At 63.4% G+C, this 12,034-nt stretch carries 9 protein-coding genes; 8 read left to right on the top strand and 1 reads right to left on the bottom strand.

What is annotated here, in order from left to right; genetic code table 11:
* Positions 1 to 75 precede the first annotated feature (75 nt).
* On the bottom strand, positions 76 to 726 hold the full coding sequence (ompA, locus tag ACQY39_RS14490; protein ID WP_428507361.1) for an outer membrane protein OmpA: 651 nt from the start codon (positions 724 to 726) through the stop codon (positions 76 to 78).
* Between the two features lie 263 nt (positions 727 to 989).
* Here ompA and gyrA point away from each other — a divergent pair, with 263 nt between their 5' ends.
* The 8 genes from gyrA (at position 990) to ACQY39_RS14450 (ending at position 11,987) form a co-directional block, all read left to right on the top strand.
* Positions 990 to 3,668, top strand: a complete 2,679-nt coding sequence (gyrA, locus tag ACQY39_RS14485; RefSeq protein ID WP_428507359.1) for a DNA gyrase subunit A — start codon at positions 990 to 992, stop codon at positions 3,666 to 3,668.
* 2 nt (positions 3,669 to 3,670) lie between these two features.
* The gene (locus tag ACQY39_RS14480; protein WP_428507357.1) at positions 3,671 to 4,288 is read left to right on the top strand and encodes a DUF2059 domain-containing protein; all 618 of its coding nucleotides are present in this window, start codon (positions 3,671 to 3,673) and stop codon (positions 4,286 to 4,288) included.
* Between the two features lie 138 nt (positions 4,289 to 4,426).
* Complete coding sequence (gene serC / locus ACQY39_RS14475) at positions 4,427 to 5,557, top strand: 3-phosphoserine/phosphohydroxythreonine transaminase (RefSeq protein WP_428507355.1); 1,131 nt, start codon at positions 4,427 to 4,429, stop codon at positions 5,555 to 5,557.
* Positions 5,550 to 6,656, top strand: a complete 1,107-nt coding sequence (pheA, locus tag ACQY39_RS14470; protein ID WP_428507353.1) for a prephenate dehydratase — start codon at positions 5,550 to 5,552, stop codon at positions 6,654 to 6,656. The genes serC and pheA overlap by 8 nt, the downstream gene beginning before the upstream one ends.
* A gap of 14 nt (positions 6,657 to 6,670) precedes the next feature.
* Complete coding sequence (locus ACQY39_RS14465) at positions 6,671 to 7,549, top strand: prephenate dehydrogenase (RefSeq protein WP_428507351.1); 879 nt, start codon at positions 6,671 to 6,673, stop codon at positions 7,547 to 7,549.
* A 62-nt stretch (positions 7,550 to 7,611) separates the two neighbouring features.
* A complete protein-coding gene (locus tag ACQY39_RS14460) occupies positions 7,612 to 9,639 on the top strand; it encodes a bifunctional 3-phosphoshikimate 1-carboxyvinyltransferase/cytidylate kinase (RefSeq protein WP_428507349.1) in 2,028 nt (675 codons plus the stop codon).
* A 156-nt stretch (positions 9,640 to 9,795) separates the two neighbouring features.
* Positions 9,796 to 11,505 carry a 30S ribosomal protein S1 gene (gene rpsA, locus ACQY39_RS14455; protein ID WP_263517418.1) on the top strand — a complete coding sequence of 570 codons (1,710 nt, stop codon included), beginning with the start codon at positions 9,796 to 9,798 and terminating at the stop codon, positions 11,503 to 11,505.
* Positions 11,506 to 11,669: 164 nt separating this feature from the next.
* The gene (locus tag ACQY39_RS14450) at positions 11,670 to 11,987 is read left to right on the top strand and encodes an integration host factor subunit beta (protein ID WP_263564466.1); all 318 of its coding nucleotides are present in this window, start codon (positions 11,670 to 11,672) and stop codon (positions 11,985 to 11,987) included.
* The last annotated feature ends 47 nt before the right edge of the window (positions 11,988 to 12,034 follow it).

Genomic DNA, 12,034 nt, shown 5'->3' with positions numbered 1-12,034 from the left:
GCATAAAAAAACCCCGCATGAGCCGTAGCGCTGCGGGGTTGATTTGAGGGGCGCAAAGAGCGCCCATCTCAGAACTTACTTGTTGCGGGTACCGACGACTTCGATTTCCACACGGCGGTTCTTGGAACGGCCTTCAGCAGTCTTGTTGTCAGCCACAGGCGACTTCTCGCCCTTGCCTTCGGTGTAGACGCGGTTCTTTTCAGCGCCCTTGCCCACCAGATAAGCCTTGACGGCTTCTGCACGAGCCACCGACAGCTTCTGGTTGTAAGCATCCGAACCCACCGAGTCGGTGTGACCGACAGCGATGATGACTTCCAGGTTCACTCCGCTGGTCTTGCCGTACAGATCATCCAACTTGGCCTTGGCTTCGGGCTTCAGGACAGCCTTGTCGAAGTCGAAGAATGCGTCAGCTGCGTAAGTGACCTTTTCGCTGACCGGCTTCGGCGGCACGACGACAGGCTTCGGTGCCGGGGGAGCAACCACCGGAGCAGCCGGCGCAGGTGTGGGAGCCGGTTCAGCCTTTGGAGCAGGCTTCAATGCACCATCGCAATCCTTGGCGGCAGTTGCCGGGGTCCAGTTGGCATCGCGCCAGCAGTGTTCATTGCTACCGTTCTTCCAAACGGTGCCATCGGTGGCGCGCCAGTTGTCGACGGTCTGCGCCATTGCGCCAGACGCAGCCAAAGCGGCGACGGCGAAGAGCGATGCCACGCGGTTCAATTTCTTCATGAATTCTCCTCTCAAGGAATGCCGCAGTTGCACTGCGAGTGCCCAGTACTTGAACAAAAACCTCAAAGATACCCTGATACGGGTTTCTCCTAGGGACTCATCGATTGTGCCATAGGGCACCGATAGCTTCGTATTGTGGCGGGCTCCTATGCTGTGTCAGTGACGAATGTTGCAAAGCTGCGACATCGCCCATGCCTTTAGAATCCATCGCTTCTGTCCTCAACGATGCAGGCCCATCTGATGGGTGAGCCAAGCACAAGCGCATGACCCAGTTCGCCAAGGAAACACTGCCGATCAGCCTCGAAGAGGAGATGCGGCGCTCATACCTCGACTACGCCATGAGCGTGATCGTCGGCCGCGCTCTGCCCGACGCTCGTGACGGTTTGAAGCCCGTGCATCGACGCGTCTTGTTCGCGATGCACGAACTCAACAACGACTGGAACCGGCCGTACAAGAAATCGGCCCGTATCGTTGGCGACGTGATTGGTAAATACCACCCGCACGGCGATACCGCGGTGTACGACACCATCGTTCGCTTGGCGCAAGATTTTTCCATGCGCCATATGCTGGTTGATGGCCAGGGCAATTTCGGCTCGGTGGACGGCGACAACGCCGCGGCCATGCGATACACCGAAATTCGCCTGGACAAAATCGCCCACGAAATGCTGGCCGATATTGACAAGGAAACTGTCGATTTCGGGCCCAACTACGACGGCTCGGAAAAAGAACCTCTGGTTCTGCCCAACCGCATTCCGAATCTGCTGGTCAACGGCTCCACCGGCATTGCCGTGGGCATGGCTACCAATATTCCGCCGCACAACCTCAACGAGGTGGTGGATGCCTGCCTGCACACGCTGAAGAACCCGGACACCAGCATCGATGAGCTGATGGAAATCATCCCGGCACCGGATTTTCCGACCGCCGGCATCATCTACGGCCTGTCCGGCGCACGCGATGGCTACCGCACCGGCCGCGGCAAGGTGGTGATGCGCGCCAAGGTCCATTTCGAGGACATCGACCGCGGCAACCGCCAGTCCATCATCGTTGACGAGATTCCGTATCAAGTTAACAAGAAGACGCTGCTGGAGCGCATTGCCGAGCTGGTGCACGAGAAGAAGATCGAAGGCATCAGCCACATCCAGGACGAGAGCGACAAGTCCGGCATGCGGGTGGTGATCGAGCTCAAGCGCGGCGAAGTGCCCGAGGTGGTGCTGAACAATCTGTACAAGCAGACCCAGCTGCAAGACACCTTCGGCATGAATATGGTGGCGCTGATCGATGGTCAGCCCAAGCTGTGCAACCTGAAAGACCTGATCGTCGTCTTCCTGGAGCACCGCCGCGAGGTGGTGACACGCCGCACCGTCTATGGACTGCGCAAGGCACGCGAACGCGGTCATGTGCTCGAAGGTCTGGCCGTAGCCTTGGCCAATATCGATGAATTCATCGAGACCATCAAGACCTCACCCACCCCGCCCGTGGCCAAGGCCGCGCTGATGGCCAAGAGCTGGGACTCGTCCCTGGTGCGCGAGATGTTGTCGCGCGCTGAAGGTGATACGCCCGGTGGCCGCAATGCCTTCCGTCCGGACGGTCTGCCCGCCATGTTCGGCATGCAAGAGGACGGTCTCTACCGGCTGTCGGAAGACCAGGCCGGCGAAATTTTGCAAATGCGTCTGCAGCGCCTGACCGGGCTGGAGCAAGACAAGATCGTCGGCGAGTACAAGGAAGTGATGGCCCAGATCGCTGATCTGCTGGACATCCTGGCCAAGCCGGCTCGCGTCACCGCCATCATCAGCGAAGAGCTGGTGCAGGTTCGTCAGGAGTTCGGCCAGACCAAGCTCGGCGCCCGTCGCAGCGCCATCGAGCACAACGCACAGGAACTGGGCACGGAAGACCTGATCACGCCCACCGATATGGTCGTGACCTTGTCCCACACGGGCTATATCAAGAGCCAGGCCTTGAGCGAGTACCGGGCGCAAAAGCGCGGCGGTCGCGGCAAGCAGGCGACTCAGACCAAGGAAGACGATTGGGTCGATCAGCTTTTCATCGCCAACACCCATGACTGGATCCTGTGCTTCAGTAACCGAGGCCGTGTCTACTGGCTGAAGGTCTGGGAAGTGCCGCAGGGCTCGCGCAATTCGCGTGGCAAGCCCATCGTCAATATGTTCCCCTTGCAGCAAGACGAGAAAGTCACCGTCGTGCTGCCGCTGACCGGTGATTTCCGAACCTTCCCGGAAGGCCACTTCATCTTCATGGCCACCGCCCTGGGCACGGTCAAAAAGACCTCGCTGGAAGACTTCTCCAATCCGCGCAAGGCCGGCATCATCGCCATCGCACTCGACGAGGGCGACCACCTGATCGGCGCCGCGCTGACCGACGGCAAGCACGACGTGATGCTGTTCAGCGACGGCGGCAAGGCCGTGCGTTTCGACGAAGACGATGTGCGCTCGCTGGGCCGCACCGCACGCGGTGTGCGCGGCATGATGCTGGAACCCGAGCAGCGCCTGATCGCCATGCTGGTGGCCGAGGACGAATCGCAAAGCGTGCTCACCGCCACCGAGAACGGCTACGGCAAGCGCACCAACATCCTTGAATACACCCGCCACGGCCGCGGCACCAAGGGCATGATCGCGATCCAACAGAGCGAGCGCAACGGTCGTGTCGTTGCCGCCACCCTGGTCCGCCCGGACGACGAAATCATGCTGATCACCGACCGCGGAGTGCTCGTACGCACCCGCGTCTCGGAGATCCGTGAACTGGGCCGCGCCACCCAAGGCGTGACCCTGATTGCCCTGGACGACGGCAGCAAGCTCTCCGGTTTGCAGCGCATCGTGGAAAACGATGCAGTTGACAACAGCAACGCCGACGCCAGCTCCAACCCCGAAGACGGCGAATCCACCGGCGCCGACGACGCCGCCGCCAGCGACGACACCACCAAGGAATAAGCTTGAACTCCAAGTCCATCAAGGCCCTGAAGGCCATCCAGGCCGTGGCTGCTGCAGCCACTCTGCTCGTCGCCGCCAGCGTGAGCCATGCGCAAGCCACACCCGCGGCTGCTTCGTCGCCCGCCAAGAAAGAACTGATCGCCAAGCTGCTGCAGGTGCAGCAGCCCGGCATCGAGAACCTGTCGCGCGCCGTGCTCCAAGGCCCGCTGGGCAATCTGATGCAAGGCGCCAGTGCCGCCCTGCAGCAACTACCGCCCGAAAAGCGCGAAGCAGCGGCCAAGTCCATCGAGGCCGAAGTCAAGAAGTTCGCCGAAGAGAATGCCCCGATGCTGCGCGATCGCGCCATCAAGCTGGCCCCCAGCACTGTGGGCGCCATGCTGGACGAGCGTTTCAATGAAGAAGAGCTCAAGCAATTGCTCGCCTGGCTGGAATCGCCAGTGAACAAGAAGTTCAGCCAGATGGGCGGCGAAATGCAAAAAGCGCTGACCGAAAAGTTGATGGCCGATACCGGCAACACGCTGGACACCCGCTTCAAGGTTCTGCAGCAAAGCGTGGCCAAGCAGCTGGGCATTCCGGCCAAGCCCGCCTCGGCGACGCCCACCCCGGCGCCTAAGAAGTAAGCATTCAATCAAAGAACGGCGGGCGCGCAGCACGGCTCACCGTGCCCTGCGCCCAGCCTTGATTGACGGTCGATGTGGCGACTCTTTCGAGCACATCGGCACCATGAATTCGCTGTTGACCCGACCAGGCCCGATCCAATGAGCTCCCGCCCGTTCAATTTTTCCGCCGGCCCAGCCGCATTGCCCGAAGCCGTGCTGCAGCAAGTGGCCAGCGAGATGCTGGACTGGCACGGCTCCGGCATGAGCGTGATGGAGATGAGCCATCGCGGCCGCGAGTTCACCGAGATCGCCGAGACCGCTGAGCGGGATCTGCGCGATCTGCTGCAAGTACCCAGCCATTTCCGGATTCTTTTCATGCAGGGCGGCGGCCTGGCCGAGAACGCCATCGTGCCCATGAATCTGGCGGGCCGCCAGGGCATAGGCAAGGTGGACGTGGTGGTCAGCGGCTCCTGGTCCAAGAAAAGCGCCCAGGAAGCAGGGCGCTATGCCGATGTGCAAATTGCCAGCGACAGCGGCCCGGGCGGCTACCGCAGCCTGCCTTCACCCGGCAGTTGGCAGCTGCGCCGCGATGCGGCCTATGTACACATCTGCTCCAACGAAACGATTGACGGCCTTGAGTTTCACAAGCTACCCGATCTGCGCGCGCTCGGCAGCGAAGCGCCCCTGGTGGTGGATTGCTCCTCCCATGTGCTGTCCCGCGCCATCGACTGGTCACGCGTCGGCTTGGCCTTTGCCGGTGCGCAGAAGAATATCGGCCCGGCCGGCCTGACCCTGGTGTTCGTGCGCGAGGATCTGCTGGGTCACGCCATGGCGATCTGTCCCTCGGCCTTCGACTACAAGACCGTGGCCGAGGCCAAATCCATGTACAACACGCCGCCCACTTTTGGCATTTATGTGGCCGGCCTGGTGTTCCAGTGGCTCAAGGATTTCCGGCACGGCGATCTCAACGGCGTGGCCGCCATCGAGCAGCGCAATATCGAGAAGGCGGCCCTGCTCTACGCAGCGCTGGATGGCTCCTCGATGTTTGAAAACCGCGTGGCGGCCGACTGCCGCTCGCGCATGAATGTCCCGTTTTACCTGCGCGGCGCGTACGACACGCCGCAGCTGAACGAATCCTTCCTGAACGGTGCGAAGGCGCGAAACCTGCTGCAACTCAAGGGCCACAAGTCTGTGGGCGGCATGCGGGCATCGATCTACAACGCCATGCCCCTGGAGGGCGTGCAAGCCCTGGTGGCCTACCTGAAGGATTTCGAGGCTCAATATGGCTGATACGGACGGCAGCAGCCCGCTGCCCGAACTGGGAACACTGCGTCAACAGATCGACGCACTGGACCAGCAACTGCTGGACCTGCTGAACCGCCGCGCCCATGTGGCCGAGCAGGTCGGCGAGGTCAAACGACGCGAGGGTTCGCCCTTCTTCCGCCCCGACCGCGTGGCGCAGGTGATCGAGAAGATCCGCCAAGCCAACCGTGGCCCGCTGAAAGACGAGCATGTCAGTGCCATCTGGCGTGAAATCATGTCGGCCTGCCTGGCCTTGGAGTCGCCGCAACGCGTGGCCGTACTGGGCCCGTTTGGCACCTTCTGTGAGCAAGCGGCCATCGAGTATTTCGGCGGAGCGGCCGATCTGATCTACTGCAACAGCTTCGACGAAGTCTTCCATGCCACCGCCTCGGGCAGCGCCCAATATGGCGTGGTCGGCGTGGAGAACATGACCGAGGGCGTGGTCACCCGCTCGCTGGACTTATTCCTGCACACCCCTACCCATGTGGTCGGCGAAGTCAGCTTGCTGATCCGCCACAACCTGCTGCGTAAGGACAACAGCCTGCAGGACATCGAAGCTGTGCTGGCCCACCCGCAAGCCCTGGCCCAATGCCAGAACTGGCTGAACAAGCACCTGCCGAACGCCGAGCGCCGCGCCGTCTCGAGTAACGCCGAGGGTGCTCGCCTCGCGGCTGCTAACCCGGCCTATGCCGCCATCGCCAGCGAGCGCGCCTCCACCCTGTTTGGCCTGCACATCGTGGCGCACGCGGTGCAGGACGAGGCTTACAACCGCACTCGTTTTGCCGTCATCACCCTGCCGCAGACCATGGCCATGCCACCGGCCACCGGCCGCGACTGCACCAGCCTGATCGTGTCTGTGCCCAACCGCCCGGGCGCCATGCACGACCTGCTGGTGCCGCTGAAGACCCACGGCGTGTCAATGACGCGCCTGGAATCACGCCCGGCCCGCACCGGTCAGTGGGATTACTACTTCTACATCGACCTGGACGGCCACCCGTCCGAACCCCATGTGGAGGCCGCACTGGCCGAGCTTCGTGAATCCTGCGCCTTCTTCAAGGTCATCGGCGCCTACCCCTTGAAAGCCTGAGGGAGCCAGCACCCATGTTCAACCAACTCGGCGTGATCGGTTGCGGCCTGATGGGCGGCTCGTTTGCCCTGGCAATGAAGAAGGCCGGCCTGGTCAAGCATGTGGTGGGCTATAGCAAATCGCCCTCCACCACCGAAATGGCCAAGCGCCTGGGTGTGATCGACCAGGTGGCCGAGTCGGCCCTGCTGGCCGTCTCTGGCGCTGATATCGTGTTGCTGGCGGTGCCGGTCTCGGCCACCGAGACCTCGCTCAAGGCCATCCGCCACCTGATCAACCCCAAAGTCCTGTTGATGGACGTGGGCTCGACCAAATGCGATGTGGTCAGCGCCGCGCAGCAGGCCTTGGGCAAGCACATTGACTCCTTTGTGCCGGCCCACCCGATCACCGGCAAGGAATCGGGCGGGGTGCAGAACGCCGACGCCAACCTGTACCAGGACTGCCAGGTCATCCTGACGCCGCTGCCGCAAACCCGACCGGCCCTGGTGCAAAAAGCCACCGATGTCTGGTCGGCCCTGGGCGCGCAGGTGCTCAAGATGACGCCGCAGAACCACGACGCAGCCTTTGCCGCCGTCAGCCATCTGCCGCATCTGCTGGCATTCGCCTTTTTCCAGTCGGTGGCGGCCCAACCGGCCGGCCGCGACTACCTCAGCCTGGCTGGCCCAGGCTTCCGCGATTTCACCCGCATCGCCGCCAGCGAACCCACGGTCTGGCGCGACATCCTCATGGCCAACAAGGCCGAGGTGCTGGTGCAGTCGCAGCGCTTCCGTCAGGCGCTCGACGCGCTGGAGGCACTGCTCAAGAATGACGACGCCGCCGCGCTGGAGGCCCGCATCCGCCTGATCTCGGATGCCCGCAGCCAGTGGCAATTGGCTGCGCCGCGTTCACCCAAGTAGCGCCCAAGTAATCGGCTGGCCCGCGTCGCGGGCGGCCCCACCGCTTTTCTCGTCCGTCCGCCATGTACAAGATCCCTTTCCTCGACCTGCCGCCGCTGCGCAGCGCCGCCGGCACCGTGCGCCTGCCGGGCTCCAAAAGCATTTCCAACCGCGTGCTGCTGCTGGCCGGTCTGTCCGAGGGCACAACCGAAGTCCACGACCTGCTGGACAGCGACGACACCGCCGTCATGCTCGATTCGCTCAAGGCCCTGGGCTGCCGCCTGGAGACCTCGGACCACGGCGTGCTGCAAGTCACCGGCATCGGCGGCCAGTTGAAGGTCGACGCCGCCCAGCTCTTCCTCGGCAATGCTGGCACGGCCATGCGGCCGCTGACAGCCGCCCTGGCACTGCTGGCCGCCACGCAAGGCGGCAGCTTCGAATTGAGCGGCGTGGCGCGCATGCACGAGCGCCCGATTGGCGACCTGGTCGACGCCCTGCGCGCGCGCGGCTGCCAGATTGAATGCCTGGGCCAGGAAGGCTACCCGCCGCTGCGCCTGAGCGGCCCGTCGCTGCTCGACTTCAGCGCCCCGGTGCAGGTGCGCGGTGATGTGTCCAGCCAGTTCCTGACCGCCCTGCTGCTGGCCCTGCCCCTGGTGGCGCAGCAGCAGCCCATCGTCATCGAGGTGCTGGGCGAACTGATCTCCAAGCCCTACATCCACATCACCCTGGAGTTGCTCAAGCGCTTTGGCATCGCGGTCGAGCGCGAAGGCTGGCAGCGCTTCACGATTCCCGCTGGCAGCCGCTACCGCTCGCCCGGCGCAGTTCATGTCGAGGGCGATGCGTCCTCGGCCTCCTACTTCGTGGCCCTGGGAGCGCTGGCGGCCACCGAAGCGCCGCTGCGCATCGAAGGCGTGGGCAGTGCCTCGCTGCAAGGCGATGTGCGCTTTGTCGAAGCAGCACAAGCCATGGGTGCACGCGTGGAAGCTGGCCCCAACTGGCTGGAGGTGCGCCGAGGCAGCTGGCCGCTGCGCGGCATCGAGCTCGATTGCAACCACATCCCCGACGCGGCCATGACCCTGGCCGTGATGGCGCTCTACGCCGACTCGCCGACCACGCTGCGCAATATCGCCAGCTGGCGGGTCAAGGAAACCGACCGCATCGCCGCCATGGCGACCGAGCTGCGCAAGCTAGGCGCCACAGTCGAGGAAGGCCCGGATTGGCTGCGCGTGCACCCACTGCAGAGCTGGCAGGCCGCCGCCATCCACACCTACGACGACCACCGCGTCGCCATGTGCTTCTCGCTGGCGGCCTTCAACGGCCTGGTGGCGGGCAAAACCACGCCCTCGGTGCCGGTTCGCATTCTTGAGCCGCACTGCGTGGCCAAGACGTTTCCGGACTATTTCGAAACCCTGTTCAGCGTCGCCAAGGCGCGCAGCAAGGACATCCCGGTCATCTGCATCGACGGCCCCACCGCCTCGGGCAAGGGCACGCTGGCCGATGAGGTGGCGCATGCCCTGGGCTATGTGGTGCTGGACTCGGGCATGCTCTACCGCGCCAGCGGCCTGGCCGCCCAGCGCGCCGGCGCCGATCTGGACGATGGCCAGGCCGTGGCCGCCATCGCCGCGCGCCTGGACCTGCACTTCAGCCGCGGCCGCGTGCTGCTGGGCGACGACGACATCACCGAAGCCCTGCGCCTGGAAACCACCGGTCTGCTCGCCTCCAAGGTGGCGGCGCATTCCGAGGTGCGCCACGCCCTGCATCAGCTGCAGCTGGACTACCGCCGCCTGCCCGGCCTGGTGGCCGATGGCCGCGATATGGGTACGGCCATCTTCCCCGACGCACCGCTCAAGGTTTTCCTGACCGCCAGCGCCGCGACTCGGGCCGAGCGGCGCTACAAGCAATTGATTTCCAAGGGAATTTCGGCTAGTATCGCGGGCTTGCGTCAAGATTTGGAGGCGCGTGACTTGCAGGACAAATCCCGCAAGGCATCGCCTCTGAGTGCTGCCGCAGATGCGCGCGAGCTCGACAACTCAGCCCTGTCCATTGAGGAATCAAAGGATCTGGTGCTGGCTTGGTGGGCCCAAGCGGGGCCGTTTTCAGACCAGCGTTGATCTGCAAGCGACTCAATTCCAAGCCGGGCCGGTCTTCCCTTCCGAACGTCAGTTCATCGAGACCGGTCTTGTCCACAACCTAACCCGCGAAGCCGCAAGGCCCAGCACCCATCGTCCGCCGGTCAAACGCCTTGACCCGCCGGCACAGGAAACACCATGTCCCAAACCCAAACCGCAGCCTTCGCTCCCGACTCTTTTGCCGCCATGTTCGAGGAGTCGCTGCAGCGCTCCGACCTGCGCGCCGGTGAAGTCATCTCGGCCGAAGTCGTGCGCGTTGAGCACAGCTTTGTGGTTGTGAACGCAGGCCTGAAGTCCGAAGCCTACGTGCCAATCGAAGAATTCAAGAACGACCAGGGCGAGCTGGAAGTTCAAATCGGCGACTTCGTTTCCGTGGCGATCGACGCCATCGAAAACGGCTACGGCGACACCATCCTGTCGCGCGACAAGGCCAAGCGTCTGGCCTCGTGGCTGTCGCTGGAAACCGCACTGGAGTCGGGCGACTTCGTGACCGGTACCGTGTCGGGCAAGGTCAAGGGCGGCCTGACCGTTCTGGTCAACGGCATCCGCGCCTTCCTGCCGGGTTCCCTGCTGGACACACGTCCGGTCAAGGACATGAGCCCGTACGAAGGCAAGACCATGGAGTTCAAGGTCATCAAGCTGGACCGCAAGCGCAACAACGTTGTGTTGTCGCGCCGCGCTGTGGTCGAAGCTTCGATGGGCGAAGAGCGCGCCAAGCTGCTGGAAACTTTGGCCGAAGGCGCCATCGTTCAAGGCGTGGTCAAGAACATCACCGAATACGGTGCCTTCGTGGACCTGGGCGGTATCGACGGCCTGCTGCACATCACCGACATGGCATGGCGCCGTGTCCGTCACCCGAGCGAAGTGGTCACCGTCGGTCAGGAACTGACCGCCAAGATCCTGAAGTTCGATGCTGAGAAGAACCGCGTTTCGCTGGGTCTGAAGCAGCTGGGCGACGATCCGTGGTTCGGCGTTGCTCGCCGCTACCCGACCAGCACCCGCCTGTTCGGCAAGATCACCAACATCGCTGACTACGGCGCGTTCGTTGAAATCGAGCCGGGCATCGAAGGTCTGGTGCACGTGTCCGAAATGGACTGGACCAACAAGAACATTGCTCCTTCGAAGCTGGTCACCCTGGGTGACGAAGTCGAAGTCATGGTCCTGGAAATCGACGAAGACAAGCGTCGCATCTCCCTGGGCATGAAGCAGTGCAAGGCCAATCCTTGGGAAGATTTCGCTGAAACCGTCAAGCGCGGCGACCGCGTCAAGGGTCCGGTCAAGTCCATCACCGACTTCGGCGTGTTCGTGGGCCTGGCCCAAGGCATCGACGGTCTGGTGCACCTGTCCGACCTGTCGTGGAACGAAACCGGCGAAGCTGCTGTGCGCAACTTCAAGAAGGGCCAGGAAGTCGAAGCCCTGGTGCTGGCCGTGGACGTCGAGCGCGAGCGCATCTCCCTGGGCATCAAGCAGCTGGACAGCGACCCGTTCACGACCTACACCACGGTCAATGACCGCGGCATGATCGTGACCGGCAAGGTCAAGACTGTGGACGCCCGTGGCGCCGAGATCGAACTGGCCGACGAAGTGCTGGGCTATCTGCGCGCTTCCGAAATCAGCCGCGACCGCGTCGAAGACGCACGCAATGTGCTGAAGGAAGGCGACGAAGTTTCCGCTCTGATCGTCAATGTGGATCGCAAGACCCGCAACATCCAGCTGTCGGTCAAGGCCAAGGACAACGCCGACAACCAGGAAGCCATGCAGCGCCTGTCGGCCACGTCCGAGCGTGAAAACGCCGGCACGACCAGCCTGGGCGCCCTGCTGCGCGCCAAGCTGGACAACCAAGGCTGAGCTCGCACACAAGCTCCGGAAGGAGTTTGTGGCTAGCGAAGGCCAAGTCGCGATACCTGCGACTTGGCTGAGACCGCAAAGCCTCAATGCCCAAAAGGCCCGCCTCCGCAAGGAGCGCGGGCCTTTTTTATGAGAACCCCTGAGCCCACTGGACCAAGCATCCCATGACCCGATCCGACCTCGTTGCACTGCTGGCCGACCGCTTCGGCCAGCTGACACAGCGCGACACCGAGTTCGCCGTCAAGACCATCCTGGACGCCATGTCCGATGCCCTGGCGCGCGGCCACCGCATCGAGATCCGCGGCTTCGGCAGTTTCCAGGTCAACCGCCGCCCGCCGCGCATGGGTCGCAACCCACGCAGCGGTGAACAGGTGCTGATCCCTGAGAAGCTGGTGCCGCACTTCAAGCCAGGCAAGGCCTTGCGCGAGGCCGTCGATGCCAACAGCACGGCTGAAGCCGACTACGCGGCGGCTGGCCGCTGAACTGAGCGCGGCGCCACACAGCCTGCGTTTCTGCGGCGTTTGCCCCT

The sequence above is a fragment of the Roseateles sp. genome (genome assembly GCF_965262435.1).
Taxonomy (GTDB): Bacteria; Pseudomonadota; Gammaproteobacteria; order Burkholderiales; family Burkholderiaceae_C; genus Paucibacter_A.
Note: the sequence above shows the minus strand (reverse complement) of the source record. Positions and strands in the feature narration are given on the sequence as shown.